22 protein-coding genes are annotated in these 23,898 nt (G+C 48.2%); 13 read left to right on the top strand and 9 right to left on the bottom strand.

What is annotated here, in order from left to right:
* Position 1 precedes the first annotated feature (1 nt).
* Genes trpCF through trpA form a run of 3 tightly spaced genes read left to right on the top strand, consistent with a single transcriptional unit; the run spans position 2 to position 3,406 of the window.
* The gene (gene trpCF / locus BIY29_RS04720; RefSeq protein ID WP_121573996.1) at positions 2 to 1,363 is read left to right on the top strand and encodes a bifunctional indole-3-glycerol-phosphate synthase TrpC/phosphoribosylanthranilate isomerase TrpF; all 1,362 of its coding nucleotides are present in this window, start codon (positions 2 to 4) and stop codon (positions 1,361 to 1,363) included.
* A 46-nt stretch (positions 1,364 to 1,409) separates the two neighbouring features.
* Complete coding sequence (gene trpB / locus BIY29_RS04715; RefSeq protein ID WP_121573995.1) at positions 1,410 to 2,600, top strand: tryptophan synthase subunit beta; 1,191 nt, start codon at positions 1,410 to 1,412, stop codon at positions 2,598 to 2,600.
* Positions 2,600 to 3,406: a tryptophan synthase subunit alpha gene (trpA, locus tag BIY29_RS04710; protein ID WP_121573994.1), complete on the top strand. Its 807-nt coding sequence runs from the start codon at positions 2,600 to 2,602 to the stop codon at positions 3,404 to 3,406. Before trpB ends, trpA begins: the two co-directional genes overlap by 1 nt.
* A gap of 50 nt (positions 3,407 to 3,456) precedes the next feature.
* Here trpA and ompW read toward each other — a convergent pair whose 3' ends face one another.
* Positions 3,457 to 4,092, bottom strand: coding sequence for an outer membrane protein OmpW (gene ompW, locus BIY29_RS04705; RefSeq protein WP_121573993.1), 636 nt, complete (start codon positions 4,090 to 4,092; stop codon positions 3,457 to 3,459).
* 282 nt (positions 4,093 to 4,374) lie between these two features.
* Here ompW and BIY29_RS04700 point away from each other — a divergent pair, with 282 nt between their 5' ends.
* The 4 genes from BIY29_RS04700 (at position 4,375) to yciA (ending at position 6,829) form a co-directional block, all read left to right on the top strand.
* Complete coding sequence (locus BIY29_RS04700) at positions 4,375 to 4,734, top strand: YkgJ family cysteine cluster protein (RefSeq protein ID WP_121573992.1); 360 nt, start codon at positions 4,375 to 4,377, stop codon at positions 4,732 to 4,734.
* Between the two features lie 101 nt (positions 4,735 to 4,835).
* The gene (locus BIY29_RS04695; protein ID WP_121573991.1) at positions 4,836 to 5,588 is read left to right on the top strand and encodes a YciC family protein; all 753 of its coding nucleotides are present in this window, start codon (positions 4,836 to 4,838) and stop codon (positions 5,586 to 5,588) included.
* A gap of 190 nt (positions 5,589 to 5,778) precedes the next feature.
* Positions 5,779 to 6,342: a septation protein A gene (locus tag BIY29_RS04690; protein ID WP_121573990.1), complete on the top strand. Its 564-nt coding sequence runs from the start codon at positions 5,779 to 5,781 to the stop codon at positions 6,340 to 6,342.
* 61 nt (positions 6,343 to 6,403) lie between these two features.
* The gene (gene yciA, locus BIY29_RS04685) at positions 6,404 to 6,829 is read left to right on the top strand and encodes an acyl-CoA thioester hydrolase YciA (protein WP_121573989.1); all 426 of its coding nucleotides are present in this window, start codon (positions 6,404 to 6,406) and stop codon (positions 6,827 to 6,829) included.
* A 79-nt stretch (positions 6,830 to 6,908) separates the two neighbouring features.
* Here yciA and tonB read toward each other — a convergent pair whose 3' ends face one another.
* Complete coding sequence (gene tonB / locus BIY29_RS04680) at positions 6,909 to 7,667, bottom strand: TonB system transport protein TonB (RefSeq protein WP_121573988.1); 759 nt, start codon at positions 7,665 to 7,667, stop codon at positions 6,909 to 6,911.
* A gap of 194 nt (positions 7,668 to 7,861) precedes the next feature.
* Between tonB and BIY29_RS04675 the strand changes: the two genes are divergently transcribed.
* Both BIY29_RS04675 and BIY29_RS04670 read left to right on the top strand, forming a co-directional pair.
* The gene (locus BIY29_RS04675) at positions 7,862 to 8,158 is read left to right on the top strand and encodes a YciI family protein (RefSeq protein WP_121573987.1); all 297 of its coding nucleotides are present in this window, start codon (positions 7,862 to 7,864) and stop codon (positions 8,156 to 8,158) included.
* Positions 8,159 to 8,290: 132 nt separating this feature from the next.
* Positions 8,291 to 9,940, top strand: a complete 1,650-nt coding sequence (locus tag BIY29_RS04670) for a methyl-accepting chemotaxis protein (RefSeq protein WP_121573986.1) — start codon at positions 8,291 to 8,293, stop codon at positions 9,938 to 9,940.
* 66 nt (positions 9,941 to 10,006) lie between these two features.
* Here BIY29_RS04670 and BIY29_RS20015 read toward each other — a convergent pair whose 3' ends face one another.
* Positions 10,007 to 10,183 carry a YciY family protein gene (locus BIY29_RS20015; protein WP_147437137.1) on the bottom strand — a complete coding sequence of 59 codons (177 nt, stop codon included), beginning with the start codon at positions 10,181 to 10,183 and terminating at the stop codon, positions 10,007 to 10,009.
* 193 nt (positions 10,184 to 10,376) lie between these two features.
* Here BIY29_RS20015 and cls point away from each other — a divergent pair, with 193 nt between their 5' ends.
* The gene (cls, locus tag BIY29_RS04665) at positions 10,377 to 11,837 is read left to right on the top strand and encodes a cardiolipin synthase (RefSeq protein ID WP_121573985.1); all 1,461 of its coding nucleotides are present in this window, start codon (positions 10,377 to 10,379) and stop codon (positions 11,835 to 11,837) included.
* 55 nt (positions 11,838 to 11,892) lie between these two features.
* The gene (locus BIY29_RS04660) at positions 11,893 to 12,216 is read left to right on the top strand and encodes an HI1450 family dsDNA-mimic protein (protein ID WP_121573984.1); all 324 of its coding nucleotides are present in this window, start codon (positions 11,893 to 11,895) and stop codon (positions 12,214 to 12,216) included.
* 34 nt (positions 12,217 to 12,250) lie between these two features.
* Here the strand turns inward: BIY29_RS04660 and oppF are convergent, their stop codons facing one another.
* The 5 genes from oppF to oppA all read right to left on the bottom strand — a co-directional run bounded on the left by oppF (position 12,251) and on the right by oppA (position 17,841).
* Entirely contained in the window at positions 12,251 to 13,294 is a 1,044-nt protein-coding gene (oppF, locus tag BIY29_RS04655) for a murein tripeptide/oligopeptide ABC transporter ATP binding protein OppF (RefSeq protein ID WP_121573983.1), read from the bottom strand.
* Positions 13,291 to 14,286, bottom strand: a complete 996-nt coding sequence (gene oppD / locus BIY29_RS04650; RefSeq protein WP_121573982.1) for an ABC transporter ATP-binding protein — start codon at positions 14,284 to 14,286, stop codon at positions 13,291 to 13,293. The genes oppF and oppD overlap by 4 nt, the downstream gene beginning before the upstream one ends.
* Before the next feature lie 11 nt (positions 14,287 to 14,297).
* A complete protein-coding gene (gene oppC, locus BIY29_RS04645) occupies positions 14,298 to 15,206 on the bottom strand; it encodes an oligopeptide ABC transporter permease OppC (RefSeq protein WP_121573981.1) in 909 nt (302 codons plus the stop codon).
* Positions 15,207 to 15,218: 12 nt separating this feature from the next.
* Positions 15,219 to 16,139: an oligopeptide ABC transporter permease OppB gene (gene oppB, locus BIY29_RS04640; RefSeq protein ID WP_121573980.1), complete on the bottom strand. Its 921-nt coding sequence runs from the start codon at positions 16,137 to 16,139 to the stop codon at positions 15,219 to 15,221.
* Between the two features lie 64 nt (positions 16,140 to 16,203).
* Positions 16,204 to 17,841: an oligopeptide ABC transporter substrate-binding protein OppA gene (gene oppA, locus BIY29_RS04635; protein WP_121574044.1), complete on the bottom strand. Its 1,638-nt coding sequence runs from the start codon at positions 17,839 to 17,841 to the stop codon at positions 16,204 to 16,206.
* A 732-nt stretch (positions 17,842 to 18,573) separates the two neighbouring features.
* Between oppA and adhE the strand changes: the two genes are divergently transcribed.
* Together adhE and hns are read left to right on the top strand one after the other, a co-directional pair.
* The gene (gene adhE / locus BIY29_RS04625; RefSeq protein ID WP_121573978.1) at positions 18,574 to 21,273 is read left to right on the top strand and encodes a bifunctional acetaldehyde-CoA/alcohol dehydrogenase; all 2,700 of its coding nucleotides are present in this window, start codon (positions 18,574 to 18,576) and stop codon (positions 21,271 to 21,273) included.
* Positions 21,274 to 22,321: 1,048 nt separating this feature from the next.
* A complete protein-coding gene (gene hns, locus BIY29_RS04620) occupies positions 22,322 to 22,729 on the top strand; it encodes a histone-like nucleoid-structuring protein H-NS (protein ID WP_121573977.1) in 408 nt (135 codons plus the stop codon).
* A 141-nt stretch (positions 22,730 to 22,870) separates the two neighbouring features.
* Here hns and galU read toward each other — a convergent pair whose 3' ends face one another.
* A complete protein-coding gene (galU, locus tag BIY29_RS04615) occupies positions 22,871 to 23,782 on the bottom strand; it encodes a UTP--glucose-1-phosphate uridylyltransferase GalU (protein WP_121573976.1) in 912 nt (303 codons plus the stop codon).
* Positions 23,783 to 23,898 lie beyond the last annotated feature (116 nt).

Below are 23,898 nucleotides of genomic sequence, written 5' to 3'. Positions count from 1 at the left end.
CATGCAGGAAACCATTCTGAATAAAATTGTGCGCGATAAAGCCCTATGGGTGGAAGCACGCCAGCAAAAGCAGCCGCTATCGACTTTCCGGCACGATGTCGTCCCCAGCCAGCGGGATTTTTATCAAGCCCTGCAACAGAATAAACCAGCATTTATTCTGGAGTGCAAAAAAGCGTCCCCCTCAAAGGGATTGATTCGTGATGATTTCGATCCGGTGAAAATTGCACAGGTCTATAAAGACTACGCCTCAGCCATTTCCGTGCTGACCGATGAAAAATATTTTCAGGGAGATTTCGCTTTTCTTCCGCAGGTTAGCGCGGCGGTTCATCAACCTGTGCTATGTAAAGACTTTATTATTTCGGAATATCAGGTCTATCTGGCCCGCTATTATCAGGCTGATGCCATCCTGCTGATGTTATCCGTGTTGAGCGACCAACAGTACCGGCAGTTGGCCGATATCGCCCATAGCCTGAAGCTGGGGATATTAACCGAGGTCAGCAACGAAGAAGAACGCCAGCGTGCGATTCAGTTGGAAGCACGGGTGGTGGGTATTAACAACCGCGATCTGCGCGATCTCTCCATCGATCTAAACCGCACCCGAACACTGGCCCCCCGTCTGCCAGCCGGTGTTACCGTTATCAGCGAGTCGGGGATTCACCGCCATGCGCAAATTAGTGAACTTAGCCAGTTTGCCAACGGTTTTTTGATCGGCAGTTCATTGATGTCCGAGCCTGACCTGGCGCTGGCCGTTCGCCGCGTTATTCTGGGGGAAAACAAAGTCTGTGGCCTTACCCGTGGGGAAGATGCTCAGGCAGCCTATCAGGCTGGCGCTATCTACGGTGGTTTGATTTTTGTTGATTCATCACCCCGCTTTATCAACGTAGAACAGGCCATTACGGTTATCAACGGCGCTCCGTTACGTTATGTTGGCGTGTTCCGTAATACGCCGGTTGAGCGTATTGTCAGCCTTGTTGAGCAGTTGAATCTGGCGGCAGTCCAGCTTCACGGCAACGAAGATCAACAGACTATTTCTCTACTGCGCCAGCAGTTACCCGCCGCCTGTCAAATCTGGAAAGCCTTAAGCGTCGCAAGCGAACTCCCTGAGAGAAACTTGCAAGAGGTCGATCGCTATGTGCTGGACAATGCACAGGGTGGCAGTGGTCAACCGTTTGATTGGTCAGTGCTTAACGATCAGAACCTGGACAACGTGCTGTTGGCCGGTGGTTTGAATGCGGACAACTGCGCGCAGGCCGCCCAACTGGGGTGCGCCGGACTGGATTTCAACTCCGGGGTGGAAAGTCAGCCTGGGATAAAAGATTCGACTAAAATCGCCGCTGTTTTTAAGGCATTACGGGCAGTATGAACCCTAACTGCGCGACTCAACATTACATCGATAAGACAGGAATATTATGACGTTACTCAACCCATACTTTGGTGAATTCGGCGGGCAGTATGTTCCGCAGATCCTCATCCCGGCCCTGCGACAACTGGAAGAAGCCTTTGTTCATGCCCGGCAGGATCCCGAGTTTCAGGCCGAATTTACTGATTTACTGAAGAACTATGCCGGGCGCCCGACCGCACTGACCTTATGTCAAAATCTGACCAAAGGCACCCGTACCAAACTGTATCTGAAGCGTGAAGACTTGCTGCACGGCGGTGCGCACAAAACCAATCAGGTTCTGGGACAAGCGTTGCTGGCCAGGCGGATGGGGAAAAGCGAAATCATCGCCGAGACAGGCGCCGGGCAACACGGGGTCGCCACCGCGCTGGCTTGTGCGCTGCTGGGATTGAAATGCCGCATCTATATGGGAGCTAAGGACGTTGAGCGTCAGTCACCCAATGTTTTTCGTATGCGGCTGATGGGCGCCGAAGTCATCCCGGTCCACAGTGGTTCCGCCACGCTCAAAGATGCCTGTAATGAAGCGCTGCGCGACTGGTCCGGCAGCTATGAGAAAGCGCATTATCTGCTGGGTACGGCGGCAGGCCCACACCCCTTCCCCACTATCGTACGTGAGTTCCAGCGGATGATTGGGGAAGAAATAAAAGTCCAGATGCTGGAAAGAGAAGGCCGTCTGCCCGATGCGCTGCTGGCGTGCGTGGGCGGTGGCTCCAACGCCATCGGTATGTTTGCTGACTTTATTGATGAAAATAGCGTCCGACTGATTGGCGTTGAACCCGCAGGACTGGGGATTGAAACCGGACAGCACGGCGCACCGCTCAAGCATGGCCGCGTGGGCATCTACTTCGGTATGAAATCGCCGATGATGCAAACCACTGACGGGCAAATCGAAGAATCCTATTCAATTTCCGCCGGATTGGACTTTCCGTCCGTTGGGCCGCAGCACGCTTATCTGAATAGCATTGGCCGAGCTGACTATGTGTCCATTACCGATGACGAAGCACTGGAGGCTTTCAAACAACTCTCCCGTCATGAAGGCATTATCCCTGCGCTGGAGTCCTCTCACGCGCTTGCTTATGCCCTGAAAATGATTAAGCAAGAGCCGGAGAAAGAGCAAATTCTGGTGGTCAACCTGTCTGGCCGCGGCGATAAAGACATATTTACGGTTCACGATATCCTGAAAGATCGGGGAGAAATTTAATGGAGCGCTATCAACATCTGTTCAAACGTCTGGCTGACAATAAAGAAGGCGCATTCGTCCCCTTTGTCACGTTGGGCGATCCGTCGCCTGAGCAATCGCTGAAAATCATTGATACCCTGATTGCCGCAGGGGCTGATGCACTGGAACTGGGTATCCCCTTTTCAGACCCGCTCGCCGATGGGCCAACGATCCAGGATGCCACGCTAAGGGCTTTTGCCGCAGGCGTCACCCCTGGGCACTGCTTTGAAATGCTTGCCGCTATCCGGCAGAAATACCCTGACATTCCTATCGGCTTACTGATGTATGCCAATCTGGTTTTCAGTAACGGTATTGATGAATTTTATCAACGCTGTGCTCAGGCTGGCGTTGACTCCGTGCTGGTTGCCGATGTGCCGGTTGAAGAGTCTGCGCCTTTCCGTGCAGCAGCACAACGTCACGGCATCGCACCAATTTTTATCTGCCCGCCCAATGCCGATGAAGACCTGCTGCGTGAGATTGCATCCTATGGCCGTGGCTATACCTATTTATTGTCACGTGCGGGCGTAACCGGTGCAGAAAAACGGGCTCAGTTGCCGCTTCATCATTTGATTGCCAAGTTGCATGAATACCATGCAGCGCCACCGCTTCAGGGATTCGGTATTTCAGAACCCTCTCAGGTGCGGGAATCATTAACGGCGGGGGCGTCAGGCGCTATTTCCGGCTCGGCAATTGTGCGGATTATTGAAAAAAACCAGCACCACCCCGATGAAATGCTGTCTCAGCTACACGCCTTTGTTAGCGAAATGAAGGCGGCAACACGAACATAAGCACCGCCCTTGTATGATGGCGGGCCTGTAGCCCGCCATTTTTACTGAAATCAGAAACGATATCCGACGCCAAACATAAAGACCCACGGATCTAAACGGGTGCTGACGCTATGCTGCTCCCCGCCTGCGGTAAACTTCACATCGGTATCAATATCCATCCACCACACTGAGGCGTTAATCAGCCAGTTTTCATCCAGGTTGTAATCCAGCCCCGCTTGCGCCGCCAATCCCCAGGAGTTTTTCAGGCTCAGGTCGCTCAATCCCGCCTCTTTCCCTCTTTGATTGAATTTTTCATCATAAAACATGGTGTAGTTCACCCCCACACCGAGATAAGGACGAAGCTTATCCGCTTTGTCGCCAAAGTAGTACTGCGCAACCAACGACGGCGGCAAATGGCTTACCTCTGCAATATTACCCACCCCGTTAAGCCCCACCCGATGAGTAAACGGAGTGGCAGCCAATAATTCCACGCCAATGTTATCAGTAACCAAATAACTGAACGTCAGCCCAAGTTGGGTATTGTTATCAACCTTGAACGACCCCAGACTGCCCAGAACATTATCTGAACCTTCCACCGGGCGAACGGTTGCCGTTCCGCCACGAACAATGATATCGCCCGCCTGATGAGCCTGAGCGAATGCTGGCATAAGTGTGGCTGCCAGTAGTACGAAAGACGCCTTTTTCATTATCCACTCCCTTTATATGGTTTAAATTCCGGAAAAAATATACCCCGATGCAATCATTCTTGTTTTAAGCCAGATCACATCTTTCGAATACTTTTTGCGAATTATGCACCTCATCAAATGAACATAAATCATTAAAAAGACAAGAATTGATCTACATCAAAAACAAACAAATGCACATAAAGTGCCCTACAGCGAAAATGCACTGCCAAAGCGGCGATTTCAGCGATAAATTTTCACTCTGGCGATGGTGATTCAACACCGGTTAAGGGCGGTAGATAACAAATGAGTGATAACACCTGTATGCACTGCGGCGCTTGCTGCGCTTATTTCAGGGTATCTTTTTATTGGGCTGAGGCTGATGATGGCGGCGGCGTAGTTCCTGCCTTGCTCACGGAACCCCTTTCGCCTTTTTTACGTTGTATGCAAGGATCAAACGGCAAAAATCCCCGTTGCTGCGCCTTAGAAGGCAGTATCGGCGTAAATGTCCGTTGTTCGATTCATGTTAACCGCCCTTCCCCTTGCCGTGAATTTATGCAATCCGGAGAAAACGGTCAGGTAAATGACGCCTGTAACCGTGCCAGGGCACACTATGGATTGCCACCGCTAACAATCGCGCCTGAAATGCGGGCTGCTGAATCATGAGAAATGCGCGTATCTCAGCACGCACGGGGTGCCACAGTCTGGCGTAACAGGTTACAATTAAAGGCTAAGTATCATTGCTCATCTTTCTTCAAGGAGTTTTCATGCCTATCACGGCTAACACTTTGTACCGTGACACAATGAATTTTACGCGTAACCAGTTCATCACTATTTTAATGATGGCTCTGCTGACTGCATTCATTACTGTCATCCTGAATCAAGCCTTGTCGCCCGGCAATGAGGAATTACAGACGCTTAACAACGCAGGCGGCGATCTGTCCTCATCTGTTGAACTGGGTATGATGGACTTGATCCAGCAGATGACGCCTGAACAGCAAACCGTGTTGCTTAAAATGTCTGCGGCAGGAACATTTGCGGCGCTGATCGGCAACGCTATTCTTACAGGCGGTATACTTATGCTGATTCAGATGGTATCCGCCGGAAATCGCACCAGCGCTTTACGGGCAATCGGAGCCTCAGCGCCGGTCTTACCCCGCCTTTTTTTACTGATTTTATTCTGCACGCTGTTAGTACAACTCGGTATGTTGTTCCTGGTCATTCCAGGTGTGCTGTTAGCTATCGCATTGAGCCTGTCGCCGGTTATTGCCGTCACCGAAAAGCGTGGCGTATTCAGTTCCATTAATACCAGTGCAAGACTGGCTTACGCCAACTTGCGCGTGACAGCACCGGCGGTGATCCTGTGGTTACTGGCTAAAATTGCCATTCTGCTGTTGGTGACAAAAATCCCGGTATTTTCACCTACCGTAATTGCCGTGGTGTTAAATGCCCTGAGCAACCTGCTATCCGCTATCCTGCTGATCTATCTGTTCCGCCTATATATGCTGCTTCGCGCATGATTTAACGGTGTGCCGCCTATCCTGCGGCACGCTTTCTTCTTTATTTTATCCTGATAAGGCGTAATCGTAATTTTCTGCAAATTATTACGATATCAAGGGAACCGTGCGCCACAATAAAGGATAATACGGCCAGTTATCAGATAGCCATTTGGGTTATCGCCAACAATTTATTGAGTGACGGATTGACATAATGAAGCAACTTCTTGATTTTCTTCCGCTTGTTGTTTTTTTTGTTTTTTATAAGCTTTATGACATCTATGTGGCATCAGGCGCACTGATTGCGGCGACCGCGCTTGCGCTAATCGTCACCTGGGTGATTTACCGCAGAATCGAGAAGATGACGTTGGTGACTTTTGCCATGGTAGCCATTTTCGGCACCTTGACGCTGGTATTCCATAACGACCAGTTTATTAAATGGAAAGTCACCATCATCTATACCCTATTTGCCGTGGCGCTACTGTTTAGCCAGTTCGTGATGAAAAAAACACTGATCCAGAGAATGCTAGGTAAAGAGCTAACCTTACCGCAAGCAGTATGGGGAAAACTTAACTTCTCCTGGGCTATGTTCTTTCTGGTATGTGGATTATTAAACATTTATATTGCTTTCTGGATGCCGCAAAATGTTTGGGTTAACTTCAAAGTCTTTGGTTTGACGGGATTTACCCTGCTGTTTACGTTGTTCTGTGGCGTTTATATTTACCGGCATCTGCCCGGCGATCAGGAAAAGTCAGAAGAAAATGGCGGCGAGCACTGATAATGCCCACGTTATAAAAACAGCATGACGTTATAATTCAACCTAATTGATTGATACCACAATGAGCAAACAAGACGTTTTACCACATGGCGACCTGGTGCTTCGTACACTGGCAATGCCTGCGGATACCAATGCAAATGGGGATATTTTTGGCGGCTGGCTGATGTCGCAGATGGATATGGGCGGCGCTATTTTGGCAAAAGAGATTGCGGAAGGCCGTGTCGTGACCGTCCGGGTTGACGGGATGTCTTTTTTAAAACCGGTTGCCGTCGGCGATGTTGTTTGCTGCTACGCACGTTGTGTGCGTACAGGCCGTAGTTCCATTAATGTGAATGTCGAAGTATGGGTAAAAAAAGTGTCATCCGAGCCGATCGGGCAACGCTATCGTGCGACCGAGGCCCTGTTCACTTATGTTGCCGTTGATGAAGACAGCCGTCCACGTGAGCTCCCCCTGGGCAAGAGTAACTTTAACCCTGACGATGCCTGATTCGCGTGTTGATACGGTGGTCAGGAATACAAAAAAGCCGCAGTCAGCGGCTTTTTTTGTGTATAAAATGCTGGCGGGATTACTCCATCGCCGCCCCGCCATCAATCCTAAATACGATAGTCACCACTAAATCTTTGCCAGGCTTATTGGCTTCATAGCGCCATTTCCGCATGGCCTGCTTGATATCACGCTCAAACATATTGCGAGGTTCTGCCGAAATCACCCGAACATTGTCTACTCGCCCGGAACTATCGACATCAAACTGCATTTTCACCCGGCCTTCAACCCGCAATGAAAATGCTCGTGCCGGATACTGCGGCTGAACCCGACTAAGCGGTCTTGGCCCTGTCGACTGGGTATTGGCTACCGGTGCCGGCGCCTGACTAACTGGCGCATTCGTCACAGTGCGCGTAGGTTCTTCACTGGTAAAGGGGGCTGGCGGTTGTTTCTCAACAGCCTTCTCGCGCTTGACCGGCTTCGGCTTTTCCACTTTCTTCACCGGTTTGGGCTTGGGTTTAGGCTGTGGCTTCGGTTCAGGAAGCGGGACGGGAACCGGCTCTGGAATCGGCTCAGGTTCCGGGATTGGCTCAGGTTCAGTAACAGGCTCTGGTTGTTTTACCGGTTCCGGTTCAGCGGGGGCAGGCTTTGCCGCAGGGGCCGCTTCCAATACAGCCGGATTAACCATAACGACACTGATTGGTTTAGCTTCCTGAGGCAGTTCGATCGCGTTATTGAACGACGCGTACAGCAAACCAGCGATCAGTGAACCGTGAACCCCAACTGAAAGTATAAATGGCCATGAATAACGGCGGGTCAGGAGAAACTTTTTTGGCGGCATAGTATTTCTTCATCCTCTTATGCCGCCAAGTTTAAATGCAAATAGCAATCATATTCAATAACAACCCATGTGATTGTTAAAAAAAACCAGCGCAGAGGCTAATTGTCTGGTAAATCAGCCTATTGCCCCAGCCGTTTCATCACGTATGATAAGTCGCTGCTGCTTTTTTACGTCCCAACCTGTGAGGCCCGCCTATGTTATATGTTATTTATGCTGAAGATGCCGCCGATTCGCTGGAGAAACGACTGGCCGCAAGACCTGCTCACCTTGCCCGCCTGAAACAATTACACGATCAGGGACAACTCATAACAGCTGGCCCATTGCCAGCCGTTGATAGCGAAGATCCCGGCAAAGCCGGTTTTACCGGTTCAATCATCATTGCCGAATTTCCCTCTCTGCAAGACGCGAAATCCTGGGCTGATGAAGATCCCTACATTGCCGCCAACGTTTACCAACAGGTGACGGTAAAACCCTTCAAAAAAGTTTTCTGATTTTGATCATGACACTGGTCATAGCGGAGATATCGGCTATGACCGTCCCTTCCCGCTCGATAAAACCTGAAATATTTTAGTCATTTAACCATGATAAATTGGCTTCTCTTCATGTGTAGAGAGTCAAATCATATGTTCGCGTTCGCTATGCCACGTTTGAAGATACTCACCGCTTACCGTCGGCACCGGTTTAGCATTCTTTCTGGTTTACTGCTCGTTATCGGGCTATTTTCTCTATTGCAACTGGTTTCAGTAGGTATTATTTCCCAAACCATGACTCAGGTAAGGCTGGATATTTCCGCTAATGAGAACCTGCGCCAACAGCAGGCATTAATGGATAAAGCCAGAATGGAGGTTATGAACGCCAGTGATAAACTTAACCGGGCGGGAATTTACCTGTTGGTTGATAAAGAAACGGGTTCAGTCGGCAGTTGGCATAGCTTGATGGATGAAGCTGAGGCGTCATTGAAGTATGCTGAAGCCCATTATAAATCGCTGGATACCAGCTCCACCGCATCGGCTTTTGTTGAATTGAAAAATAGCTATCACCAATTGTATACGGGACTAGTCGAACTCGCGCAGGGCATCAAAGCCACCAATGAAATCGACATCTTCTTTGCGGTTCCTATTCAGGCTTATCAAAACGACTTTACCCAGAAATATTCGCACTACCTTCAGGACAACGATATCCAGCAAAAACAGCACGGTCAGCAATTTCTGTTGTCTCTTGATCGCGCACATACTGTTTTGCTTGTTGTTTTGGGGTTATTACTGGGCGTATCGGTGCTGGTTTGGTTTGGCGTTAACAAGGTTATTATCCACCCGCTGACACGCATTATCGATCATTTGCGGCGCATTGCGGCAGGTGATCTCTCCCACACCATCGAAACAGGGAAACGCAGCACGCGTGAAATAGACCTGCTGAATAACAGCGTCATTCAAATGCAACGTGGTTTGGTTGTTTTGGTTTATCAGGTTCGTCAGAGCGTTGAAAACATGATTAACCAAGTTGATAAAGTGGCCGCCGATAACCGGCTACTGTCGGAACAGGCAAACAGGCAATCCCACGAACTGAAAGCCACAACCGAACATATCATTCAGTTAAGCCAACATCTGGAACACAACACCCAGCATACTCGGCAGGCCAGTCTGCACGCAGAAGATACCAGCAATATCGCCGCTCAGGGTGAGGTAATGATGAATGAAGTAAAAACCGCCATGTCGGATATTGCAGGCAGAACACGGGAAATGACGGATGCCATCAGTATGATCGAAAATGTGGCATTTCAGACACATATTCTGTCATTGAATGCGGCTATTGAGGCCGCTCACGCGGGGGAAATGGGCCGGGGGTTTTCTGTGGTTGCCCGTGAAGTCGGTACGCTGGCTTCGCAGAGCAGTCATTCGGCGCAAAATATTAATGCCTTAATCCGTGACTCGGACAACAGTGTTGAGACAGGTACGCAGTTAGTCAAAGAATTGAATGAAAGCCTGCAGGAAATTATTCAGGCGGCGAAAGGCACCAGCACTTTTTTAAGTGAAATATCGGAAATATCGCATCAGCAGAACCAGAGTATCCATGAAGTCACCAGCCGTATCAGTACGCTGAATGATACCGTCAGACAGAATGCGGGCCAAGTTGATGCCACGGCCCAGACGTTTTCATCTCTGCTGGAACAAACAGAACAACTCAGTACTGCCGTATCGCTATTTCTGCTGCCGTCCAATGCCCATGAATTACCCACGACTCCCGACACCACACTGATACCGGCATTATCCTGAAAAGAAGCGGCGTTTACCTGAAAAATTAGCGATCGTGTCAATGCGACCGCTAATTTTTTCAGCAGATCACCACTCGTAAGCTATCGCATATAACAGCGCACGCCGTTGATGCTTTTGTTGCAAATAACGGGCGTAGTGAATATGACGGTAAGTGCGCGATTGAGCCTCCAGCCAACGACTTCTACGACGCTGAACCTGACGCAACATTCGCCAGCGGCTAACTTCATTCCGGCTGCGTTTCATGACATAACTCTTATCGATAACTCGCGGCGTATATTATAGCCCCTTCACACCGCGATCCAAATAATGTTTAAATCTCCCTTACCGGCATAAAACATCAATAGCCCTATTTTATTCAGAACAAAGGCGTTTCCTCTTTCAGCAAACTATGCGTACACTTTATCGATGACTTACCAAAGGGAGCTGTACCGCCTTTATGACCACATTTTATACCGTAATAAGTTGGCTGCTTGTTTTCAGTTACTGGTTGCTGATCGCCGGTGTCACTCTACGTATTCTGATGAAACGTCGCACTGTACCCTCAGCAATGGCCTGGTTACTGGTTATTTATATTCTGCCACTTGTCGGTATTGTCGCTTATCTCTCGTTCGGTGAATTACATCTTGGCAAACGCCGAGCGGAACGAGCCAGTAAAATGTGGCCGTCGACGGCGAAATGGTTGCGTGAACTGAAGGAATACCGGCGGATTTTCGCAACAGAAAACAGCGAGGTTGCCGGTTCATTATTTCAATTGTGCGAACGCCGTCAGGGCATAGGCGGCGTAAAAGGCAACCAGTTGCAATTGCTGACGACCTTTGAAGACACCATTAAAGCGCTGATCCGTGACATTGAACTTGCCCATAACAATATTGAGATGGTGTTTTATATCTGGCAAAACGGTGGACTTGTTGATCAAGTCACCTCTTCACTGATTGCCGCTGCCCGTCGTGGCGTTAATTGCCGGGTATTGCTCGACTCGGCAGGCAGCGTTCAGTTTTTCCGCAACGCTTACCCGGAACTGATGCGCACAGCCGGTATTGAAGTCGTCGAGGCGTTGAAAGTGAATTTATTCCGGGCATTTCTGCGCAGGATGGATTTACGTCAGCATCGTAAAATTATTCTTATCGATAACCGCATTGCCTATACCGGTAGTATGAACATGGTTGACCCTCGTTTTTTTAAACAGGGATCAGGCGTTGGCCAGTGGATTGATTTGATGGCCCGTATTGAAGGCCCGGTTGCGACGACGTTGGGAATTATCTATTGCTGCGACTGGGAAATGGAAACCGGGAAGCGACTATTACCGCCCCCGCCTGATGTCAATATGATGCCGTTTGAACAGGAAACCGGGCACACCATTCAGGTAATTGCTTCCGGGCCGGGCTATCCGGAAGAGATGATCCACCAGGCGCTATTGACCTCCGTATACTCCGCACGCAAGCAGTTAATCATGACCACCCCCTATTTCGTCCCCAGTGATGACCTGCTGCACGCCATTTGTACCGCGGCACAGCGCGGTGTGGATGTCAGTATTATTGTTCCTTATAAAAATGATTCCGTACTGGTTGGTTGGGCAAGTCGGGCATTTTTTGCAGAATTGCTGGAAGCCGGTGTCAAAATCTATCAGTTTCAAGGCGGATTGCTGCATACCAAAAGCGTCCTGGTCGATGGGCAATTGAGTCTGGTGGGTACGGTCAATCTCGATATGCGCAGTTTATGGCTGAACTTTGAAATTACCGTGGTGATTGACGATGCGGGTTTCGGCAGCGATCTCGCCTGTGTGCAGGAAGATTATATCGCTCGTTCAACGTTGCTGAATGCAACGCAATGGCAAAACCGGCCTTATTGGCAGCGGATCGTCGAACGACTGTTTTACTTTTTCAGTCCACTGCTATAAATACGGCTTTTCCCGTGTTTTAATAGCGCCATCATGTATTAACAGGACATCTTGTATGGATTTAAATAACCGTCTGACCGAAGATGAAGCGCTGGAACAGGCCTATGATATCTTTCTGGAGCTGGCTGCTGATAACCTCGACCCGGCGGATATCTTACTGTTTAATCTACAATTTGAAGAGCGCGGTGGCGCCGAGTTATTCGATCCTGCCGAAGACTGGTCAGAGCATATTGATTTTGACCTTAACCCTGATTTTTTTGCTGAAGTGATAATTGGACTCGCAGAGCAGGATGGCGCAGATATCACCGATATTTTTGCCCGCGTGTTAATCTGCCGGGAAAAAGACCATAAGCTTTGCCACATTCTGTGGAAAGAGTAAGCCTCCGGCAGTAAACCGCCTTAAATGCGCCCCGTTAAAAAGGGGCTTCTTTATCTTTACCGTGATGATGCGGCAACGACTGCGGATCAACCTTCAGACAGGACACCGCATGTGTGAGACTCCCCTCCAGCAGCGGTCGGTTTTCTGAACACTCAGGCCCGGCAATGGGACAGCGGGTGCAGAACACACATCCCGATGGCGGATTAAACGGCGAAGGCAACTCCCCTTTCAGCAACGGTATCTGCTTATTTCTCTGTTTATCAGGATCCGCAATGGGTACTGCCGCCATCAATGCCTGGGTATACGGGTGTTGCGGGTTATGATAGACCTGATCATAAGTTCCCAACTCCACCACATGCCCCAGATACATAACAAGTACCCGATCGGAAATGTGTTTCACCACCGATAAATCATGCGCAATAAAAATCAGTGACAGCCGCATTTCACGCTGCAGTTGCCGCAGCAGGTTTACGACCTGAGCCTGAATGGAAACATCCAGCGCAGAAACCGGCTCGTCGCAGATAATCAGTCGTGGTTCCAATATCAACGCCCGTGCAATGCCGATTCTTTGACACTGCCCTCCTGAAAATTCATGGGGATATCGATTAATCAGACTAGGCAGCAACCCGACTTTCAGCATCATTTCTTTGACTTGCTCTTTCACTCGTTGGCGCGATAGCTTGGGATAATAGGTTTTTAACGGTTCCGCGATGATTTCACCGATAGTCATTCGAGGATTAAGCGACGCAAGCGGATCCTGGAAAATCATTTGAATATCACTGCGTATCGTGCGCCACTGCGTATCACTCATTCCCAGTAAATCTTTCCCCAGCCAGGTAATATGCCCGTCAGTGACTTTTACCAAGCCTATAATGGCACGCGCCAGCGTAGATTTGCCGCAGCCAGATTCGCCAACAATGCCCAGCGTTTCCCCTTCATACAAACGGAGCGTAACGCCATCAACCGCTTTCAGCGTTTTAGCTGGCTGCCAGAACCATTGTTTATCATCCCTCACATCAAAGTGAACTTTTAAATCAACCACTTCCAGCAACACTACTTTTTCTGCCCCCTTATTCATAACAACTCCTCGATCGTTCTAAAGCAGGCGCGTAAGCGACCGTTATCAAAAGACTCCAGAGCAGGTGTTTTATGGCACACATCCATCGCATAAGGACAACGTGGCTGAAACGGGCAGCCTGTCGGCAGGCGGAGCAGATTCGGCGGGTTCCCAGGAATGGTTGCCAGCGTTGCATCCTCAGTATCCAGGCGGGGAACGGCATGGAGCAACCCAACAGAATAAGGGTGACTGGGATGATAAAACACATCGCGCACCGAACCATACTCCATCGTACGCCCCGCATACATCACCAGCACCTTGTCGCACATATCGGCCACAACCCCCAAATTGTGGGTAATCATAATTATGGCGGTATTAAATTCGCGTTTCAGTTCATTCAATAACGTTATGATCTGGGCTTGCACCGTTACATCAAGCGCGGTGGTGGGTTCATCGGCAATCAACAGTTTAGGGCGGCACAGCAGCGCCATAGCAATCATGACACGCTGGCGCATTCCACCTGAAAACTCATGAGGGTACATTTTCATGCGTTTTCTCGCTTCCGGCATTTTAACGGCATCAAGCATTCTGACCGATTCATCAAAGGCTTCACGTTTGCTGAGTCGCTTATGCAACATCAGGACTTCCATCAGTTGTTCGCCGATCCGCATATAGGGATTCAGCGATGTCATCGGGTCCTGAAATATCATGGCAATTTCTTCAGCACGTAACTTATTCAACTGACGCTCGGGCAAATTAAGGATCTCTTTGCCATCAAAACGTGTAGAACCGCTGATATGACCATTCCGGGCTAACAACCCCATCAATGCAAACGCCGTCTGGGATTTTCCAGAACCGGACTCACCGACAATTCCCAGTGTTTCCCCGGCATTCAGGGTAAAACTGAGATTGTTTACTGCGGTTACCTCGCCATCCTGAGTACGAAATGTCACCCGTAAATCCTGAACGCGCAGGAGAACGTCGTTCTCGTCGGTTGCATCAATCCTGTTCATGAACCGACTCCTCAGCGATCTTTCGGATCGAGGGCATCACGCAGGCCATCGCCGATAAAATTAAAACAAAATAGTGTCACCACCAGAAACGCTGCGGGATAAAACAGCAACCAGGAAGAAACTTCCATCGAGTTTGCGCCATCACTCAATAACGCGCCCCAGCTACTTAACGGCTCCTGGGTGCCTAACCCCAGAAAACTCAGGAATGATTCAAACAGGATCATACTTGGCACCAATAATGAGGCGTATACCACGACTACCCCCAGGACATTCGGTACGATGTAGCGTAATACAATGCCGCCTGTCGACACGCCGGAAACTATCGCCGCTTCAATGAACTCCTTACGTTTCAGACTTAGCGTCTGCCCACGGACGATACGTGCCATATCCAGCCAGGACACCATGCCAATCGCCACAAAGATCAACAGCATGTTCTGCCCGAAAAATGTCACCAGTAAAATAACGAAAAACATGAACGGGAATGAATTGAGGATCTCCAGCAAACGCATCATCACCGAATCAACTTTGCCGCCAAGATAGCCAGACAGCGCACCATATAAGGTGCCGACGCTCACCGCGACCAACGCGGCCGCCACGCCCACCATCAGCGAAATTCGCCCGCCAATGGCAACCCGCACCAGTAGATCGCGCCCTGATGAATCCGTACCGAAATAGTGCCCGGATGCCATATCCGGCGCAGATGACATCATGCCCCAATCCGTATCCGCATAATTAAATGGCGATAACAGCGGCGCCACGATCACAAATAAAGTAATCAGCCCCAGCACAAACAGGCTGGTCAAGGCGGCACGATTGTGGATAAACCGCTGGCGGGCATCTTGCCACAAACTGCGGCCTTCTATTTCCACCTGTCCGCTGAAATTATCCAACGCCTCAATATCTCTTCGATTCCAAAACATAGCGCCCCCGATTCAGTAGCGAATTTTCGGATCGATAACGGCGTATAACACGTCAATTATCGCATTGAATAAAATCGTTAACCCACCAACCAAAATAGTCAGACTAAGCACTAACGAATAATCGCGATTCAGCGCCCCATTAACAAAAAGCTGACCAATACCCGGTAAACCAAAAATAGTTTCGATGACCATTGAACCGGTAATAATACCGACAAAAGCCGGTCCCATATATGAAAGCACCGGCAACAACGCTGGCTTTAATGCATGGCGCATAATGATGCGGCGCAGAGGTAATCCCTTGGCGCGAGCGGTACGAATAAAATTGGAATGAAGCACCTCAATCATCGATCCTCGGGTGATACGCGCAATACTGGCGACATAAGAGAGCGATAACGCCACCATCGGCAAAATCATATATCTGGCTTCTCCGCCATTCCAGCCGCCGCCCGGTAGCCAGCGCAGCATAATCGCAAATATCAGCACCAGTAGCGGCGCCACCACAAAGCTTGGGATCACCACGCCGGTCATAGCAAAACCCATTATGGCGTAATCCCATTTACTGTTTTGATTCAGCGCAGCAATCACGCCCGCACTCACACCGAAAACTACCGCCAGCAAAAATGCGGCCGCACCCAATTTAGCGGAAACCGGAAACGACGCCTCGACCAGATCGTTTACCGAATAGTCTTTATATTTAAATGAAGGCCCGAAATCCCCCTGAATCAACTGCAACAAATAGTTGCCATATTGCACCATCATTGGATCGTTAAGATGATATTTGGCCTCAATATTGGCCATGACTTCAGGTGGAAGATTACGCTCGCCGGTAAAAGGGCTACCGGGCGCAAGGCGCATCATAAAAAATGAGAGGGTAATCAGAATAAATAGCGTTGGAATCGCTTCCAGACAGCGGCGAAAAATAAATTTTAACATTCCCCGTACCTATAAAACCGGCAAATAAAAACGGACTGCCTTTATCATGCAACCCGCCATATTGTCAGTGTTTGATGATATAAAGATCTTTCACATGGATGTTATCCATCGGATCTTTACCGGTTAACCCACCGACGTAAGGCTTCACCAGACGGGTATTGGCATAATAGTAGACTGGAGCGATAACCGCGTCCTTATCCAGTAAAACTTCAGCCTGTTGATAAATAGCGGCACGTTCTGCTACCGTTTTTACCTGCAATGACCTGGCTATCAGCGCATCGAAATCTTGACTCTTATAATGTGAGGTGTTGCTGCTGCTGTCCGACAACATACTGTTGAAAAAAGTGGAGGGTTCATTGTAGTCGGCACACCATCCGGCGCGAGCAACATCAAAACTCCCCTGATGGCGGGTATCGAGAAAAGTTTTCCACTCCTGATTTTCCAGCTTGACGTTCACGCCAATATTTTTCTGCCAGACAGAAGCAGCGGCAATCGCCATTTTTTTGTGCAAATCGGAGGTGTTATATAACAAACTGAAGGTCAACAGTTTATCGGCGGTATAGCCCGCCTCGGCCAGTAATCTCTTTGCTTCCTGATTACGCTTTTCCTGTGGCCAGCTAAACCACTCTGGCTGCACCGAAGTTATTCCATCAATATAGGGAGGAACAAAACCATAGGCCGGAATGTCACCTTGATTTTTCACCTTATTGGTTAAAATATCCTGACTCAGCCCCAACCGCAGCGCGGCCCTTACCCGCACATCATTGAACGGCGCCTTTTGATTATTCATTTCGAAATAGTAGGTGCACAAATAAGGGGTTACCTTCACTTCCTGCGGGATCTCTTTTTTTAACTTCTGGAACAGTTCTATGGGCAGGTAGTTATAGGTCATATCGATTTCACCGCTACGATAGCGGTTAACATCGGTTACTTCCGATACAATAGGTAAATAGGTCACCTGATTGATGATGGTTTTCTCGTTATCCCAATATTGGGGGTTGCGCTCCAGTACGAGTTTTTCATTTACTACCCACTCTTTCAGCTTGTAGGCGCCATTTCCCACCCAATTCTGCGGCTGCGTCCATTTTTCACCAAACTTCTCCACCACCGTTTTGTTCACCGGCGACATGGCGGGATAAACAGGAAGTTTGTAAAAATAGGGAACCGCCACGGAGAGCGTGACTTCCAGAGTATGATCATTAATGGCTTTCACACCCAGGGCGTCCGGTGATTTTTTACCGGCGATAATGTCATCAATATTCAGTAAATGGCCATATTGCAGGTAGCTGGCATAGGGAGAGGCGGTTTTCGGATCGGCCAGGCGCTGCCAGCTATAGACAAAATCCTGTGCGGTGACAGGGTCACCGTTTGACCAGCGGGCATCTTTGCGTAAATGAAAGGTCCACACCTTGAACTCGTAGTTATCCCAGTTTTCCGCTACGCCGGGGATCGCCTGACCGTTGACATCGGATATCACCAGCCCTTCCAGTAAATCGTGTGACACATTGCTCTCAGGAACGCCTTCAATCTTGTGCGGATCCAATGACACCACTTCAGCGCCATTATTACGAACCAATACCTGTTTTTCAGCCAGTTGAACCCCAGGCGGAACGTCTGCCGCCCATACATTTGCCCATGACGCTATAATCAATGTAGCTATCATACTGGCGGCAAAGATTTTTTTCGTTTTGAAATTCTCCATCATTACCCCGCTCCTGTTTTCATATAGCGACATGTTGTGCCATTCACAAACACTAGTTAGCCTTGTGCATGACCCGAAAATAAACCTGTTTGCGTCACATGCTCCAATACATATAACTAATAAGTTCAATTTATGAATAAGCCCTGAATCGCGACCCATGATGCGAAGCTATCAAAAGAGAATACATCCGCCAATATTTTTAAATTGGTGTAGTTTGATTTCGTGTGCAGCATCGGGTCGAATAATGCCAATCATCTGCTAAAAAATTTGATATAACCCGAAAAATCCCACCATAGATTGACTCGCATAACACCCCATGTGGGTGCTGTGTAGTGCCAACACTGACATGGCATAATTAGCGACTTCTATCTCTGCGATAAGCGAAATTTTATTCTGTCTTTTCACATAAATAAAAAACAAAAAACAGTTTATAGTCATTTTACAGAGAGATATAAATGGCGGGTGTACTCCTCCGAACCAAACTTTATTGATAATAATTATCATAAACGCCATGCTGAAAGGTGTCAGCATCAAAAAAAATAGAGAGAGATCACATAAAAAGCAGAGATAAGCGAGTATGCTCGTCAGTGAACAAGCTCTTTGAGTCAATCAATGCAGGAAGTAGGTAATGCTGAAATTTCGCCGTATGGGCACAATATCCGCGCATTTATCTATACTTTAATAATTAGCAGACTATTGACTGAAAGAGTTTAACATTATCAGGAGAGCATTATGGCTGTAACCAATGTTGCTGAACTTAACGCACTGGTCGAAAGAGTAAAAAAGGCACAGCGTGAATTTGCCAATTATTCTCAGGAACAAGTTGACAAAATCTTCCGTGCTGCCGCACTCGCTGCTTCAGATGCTCGAATTCCATTGGCGAAAATGGCTGTCGCCGAGTCAGGGATGGGCATTGTGGAAGATAAAGTGATCAAAAACCACTTTGCTTCTGAATACATTTACAACGCCTATTGGGATGAAAAAACCTGTGGCATTCTCTCTACCGATGACACCTTTGGCACCATTACCATTGCTGAACCAATTGGTCTGATTTGCGGTATTGTTCCAACCACTAACCCGACATCCACCGCGATTTTTAAAGCATTAATCAGTCTGAAAACCCGTAATGGCATTATCTTTTCCCCGCATCCACGAGCAAAAAATGCAACCAATAAAGCCGCAGATATCGTTCTGCAAGCGGCTATTGCTGCCGGTGCGCCAAAAGATATCATCGGCTGGATTGACCAACCTTCAGTTGACCTGTCCAACCAATTGATGCATCACCCGGATATCAACCTGATTCTGGCGACAGGCGGCCCGGGTATGGTTAAAGCCGCGTACAGCTCCGGGAAACCGGCGATCGGCGTGGGTGCAGGTAATACTCCGGTTGTTGTTGACGAAACTGCCGATATTAAGCGCGCAGTGGCGTCAATCCTGATGTCAAAAACGTTTGATAACGGTGTGATTTGTGCTTCAGAGCAGTCGGTGATTGTGGTTGATAGCGTCTACGACGCTGTCCGTGAACGCTTCGCCACACATGGCGGTTACATGCTGAGGGGCAAAGAGCTACAGGCCGTGCAGGCTATTTTGTTGAAAAATGGCGCATTGAACGCCGATATTGTCGGCCAGCCAGCACCGAAAATCGCTGAAATGGCGGGGATCAACGTCCCTGCGAACACCAAAGTGCTGATTGGTGAAGTCACTGTCGTCGATGAATCCGAACCCTTTGCTCATGAGAAACTGTCGCCTACTCTGGCGATGTACCGGGCTACCGATTTTAATGATGCCGTCATCAAAGCAGAAAAACTGGTCGCAATGGGGGGTATCGGCCACACTTCCTGCCTGTATACCGATCAGGACAACCAGACGGAACGCGTGAATCACTTCGGCGACATGATGAAAACCGCGCGTATTTTGATCAACACACCAGCGTCACAAGGCGGGATCGGCGATCTGTATAACTTCAAACTCGCCCCATCTCTGACGCTGGGTTGTGGTTCCTGGGGAGGCAACTCTATCTCGGAAAACGTCGGTCCGAAACACTTGATCAACAAGAAAACGGTAGCCAAGCGAGCAGAAAATATGTTGTGGCATAAACTTCCTAAATCCATCTATTTCCGTCGTGGTTCATTACCGGTTGCTCTTGAAGAAGTCGCTTCCGACGGTGCAAAACGCGCATTCATCGTTACCGACCGTTTTCTGTTCAACAACGGCTATGTCGACCAGGTCACTGACGTACTGAAACAGCACGGTCTGGAAACTGAAGTCTTCTTCGAAGTTGAAGCGGATCCAACGCTGAGTATCGTGCGTAAAGGCGCGGAACAGATGAACTCCTTTAAGCCGGATGTCATCATTGCTCTGGGCGGTGGTTCCCCGATGGATGCGGCAAAAATCATGTGGGTCATGTACGAACACCCCACTACGGCATTTGAAGAACTTGCGCTGCGTTTTATGGACATCCGTAAACGTATTTATAAGTTCCCGAAAATGGGTGTGAAAGCGAAAATGATCGCCATTACCACCACGTCCGGTACGGGTTCTGAAGTTACGCCGTTTGCCGTGGTGACTGATGATGCAACGGGCCAGAAATACCCGTTAGCCGACTATGCATTAACACCGGATATGGCGATTGTTGACGCCAATCTGGTGATGAACATGCCGAAATCACTCTGTGCATTTGGCGGTTTAGATGCCGTCACACACTCACTGGAAGCCTACGTTTCCGTATTGGCAAATGAGTATTCGGACGGTCAGGCATTGCAGGCGCTGAAACTGCTGAAAGAAAACCTGCCAGCCAGCTATCATCAGGGTGCGAAGAACCCGGTCGCCCGTGAGCGCGTTCATAATGCCGCGACGATTGCCGGTATCGCTTTTGCTAACGCCTTTCTGGGTGTTTGTCACTCAATGGCGCATAAGCTGGGATCTGAATTCCACATCCCGCACGGTCTGGCCAATGCCATGTTGATCTCAAACGTTATCCGCTATAACGCTAACGACAACCCGACCAAGCAAACGACTTTCAGTCAGTATGACCGACCTCAGGCTCGCCGTCGCTATGCCGAAATTGCTGATCATCTGTGTCTGACGGCGACAGGCGATCGTACTGCACAGAAGATTGAGAAATTGCTGAACTGGCTGGAGGAAATAAAAGCGGATCTGGGTATTCCAACGTCTATCCGTGAGGCTGGCGTGCAGGAAGCCGATTTCCTGGCGAAAGTGGACAAACTGTCTGAAGACGCCTTCGACGATCAGTGTACCGGTGCTAACCCACGCTATCCGTTGATTTCAGAGCTGAAACAGATTCTGATGGATACTTACTACGGACGTAAGTATTCCGAAAACACCATCGTGAAAGAAACTGTCGACATTGCAGCCCCTGTAGCAAAAGTGGTCAAGCCGGCAAAGAAAGTGACCAGCCAACCCATTCAGTGAAATAACAGCCTCTGCTGAGGCTGTATTAAGCAGAGAACCTCACAAATACCCTGCCAGTTTACTGGCAGGGTATTTTTTTACCCGCTTCCAGGCGCCTCAACGCACGCTGACAGGATTAATTCCATAAGAAGGTACAATTTCATGCTCAACACACCAGAACCCTCTGTAAAGCGAGTTCATCCGTAAGCAACGTGGGCATGAGATTATCTGCCAGCGCCTCTCTGAGGCCACCCTACAGACGTTAAACATGATAACGCTTATATGAGTACGCTACCGTTTCAACATAGACAAACCAATAACCCGGATGGGGTAGGTTTAAGCCGTTTTATTGAGGCCGCGCTATCAACAACATCGGTAAATGGCCGAAAGTATCACTTCTTTTCCTTATTCGATTCCGCTTCTAACGCTAATTGGTCTCCCCTGTCAGAATGTTCGCTAACTTGTTCTCGAGTTAAGAGCGGACATTTATCAATTAATACACAATGAAAAGGCTGTCCACGGTGTTTTTCCTCTAGCAGGCTAATTAAAGAGGTCTGCGGATTAAACAACAATAGTACAGGCGAGAAAAGGCCGATACAGAACTTATCCCCCCAGCTATGCTGGTTAGTTATCTATTTCTGCGGTGAAACCCAGCGCTCACATACTCATACTGCCGTCCTGCAACTCGAATTATTTAGCGTATATATCAACCTATACAGTTAAAATTATCGTAACAACTTTCTGTTAGCTCGTGAATGGCTATTGCTTGTTCAAACTCACTAAGTTACATCTATTGATAGCTACGGCGGGATAAAACATATAAACATTCCTTATAACGACAGACTGCGTCACAATATCTTATCGAGCACAGCAGTTCTGGGAAAATGACGGGTTAAATGTATATCCCTGTGAGGATAGGCGTATTTTATATTCATGCAACATGGCGTGTGATATCTGTTTTAAAATGGCAATTTTTAACAAACTTACAAATTTGGCTATTGCAGAAAAGAAAATAGCACTCTATTATCACACTACACGCCACCAATAATATAAATTTGAGATTATCACAATGAGCGAAGCACTAAAGATTCTAAACAACATCCGTACTCTGCGTGCCCAGGCAAGGGAATGTAGTCTGGATACTTTGGAGGAAATGCTGGAGAAACTGGAAGTCGTGGTAAATGAACGCCGCGAAGAAGAAAGCCAGGTTCAGGCAGAAGTTGAAGAACGTGCACGTAAATTACAGCAATATCGCGATATGTTGATTGCAGACGGTATTGATCCTAACGAATTATTACAATCTTTAGGTTCAGTCAAAGTTGCTGGCAAAAGCAAACGTGCTGCCCGCCCTGCCAAATATCAATATACTGACGAAAACGGCGACGTAAAAACCTGGACTGGTCAAGGTCGTACTCCAGCTGTAATCAAAAAAGCGATCGAAGAACAAGGTAAATCTTTAGACGATTTCTTGCTCTGATCCGTTGTCTTGAAATAAACAAAATACAGATACCCTTGATGCCAATTGAGGGTATTTTTTTTGGAAAAATACGACAGCATATCGAGAGGGTTTTTGCTCCCTATCCTTTGTAATAAAATAGAGAGCAGTGTTTGCTAAGTATTATTTTTCTTCAGCTTCAATAGTTTCCCGCAGCCACTGTGTGAGTTCGCTACCCAGTCCGTCATGGCGCATACCATATTCTACGAAAGCCTGCATGTATCCGAGTTTATTGCCACAGTCATGACTGACGCCTTTCAGATGGTAGGCTTCCACCGTTTCTTTTTCCATTAACATCGCAATGGCATCAGTTAACTGAATTTCATTACCCGCACCTGGGGGCGTTTTCTCCAGCAAAGACCAAATTTCAGCCGAAAGAACATAACGGCCAACAACGGCTAAATTAGATGGCGCTTCAGAAGCCTTGGGTTTTTCTACTACACCAACCATCGGCACACTATCGCCCGCTTTTAATTCCACACCTTTACAGTCTACAACGCCATAACTGCTGACATCCGCAACAGGCTCAACCATAATCTGACTATGTCCAGTTTCAGAAAAACGTTGCAACATTTCGCTTAAGTTATCTTTCTTCAGATCTGCTTCATATTCATCAATAATCACATCTGGCAAAATAACGGCAACAGGTTCATCACCCACTAACGGGTGCGCACACAATACCGCATGACCTAAACCTTTAGCCAGTCCCTGACGGACTTGCATAATGGTAACGTGCTTTGGACAAATAGATTGAACTTCTTCCAATAGCTGACGCTTAACGCGTTTTTCCAGCATGGCTTCCAGCTCAAAGCTGGTATCAAAATGATTCTCGATAGAATTCTTGGATGAATGCGTGACCAAAATTATTTCATTGATTCCCGCAGCAATACACTCATTGACAACATATTGAATTAGCGGTTTATCCACCAACGGTAGCATCTCTTTAGGAATAGCCTTCGTGGCTGGCAACATACGCGTTCCCAATCCCGCAACGGGGATTACCGCTTTTTTTACTTTTTTATTAACAATCGACATAAACAACCTCTTATATATCGTTCAAATAATGAACTTTATTTATCTGGTCTAAAAACTGGATAAGTATACCAGTTTAACCAGATCACGCTTGGCTTACCCAACGCTATAGTTCAATA

Source organism: Brenneria alni, assembly GCF_003666245.1.
Taxonomy (GTDB): domain Bacteria; phylum Pseudomonadota; class Gammaproteobacteria; order Enterobacterales; family Enterobacteriaceae; genus Brenneria; species Brenneria alni.
Note: the sequence above shows the minus strand (reverse complement) of the source record. Positions and strands in the feature narration are given on the sequence as shown.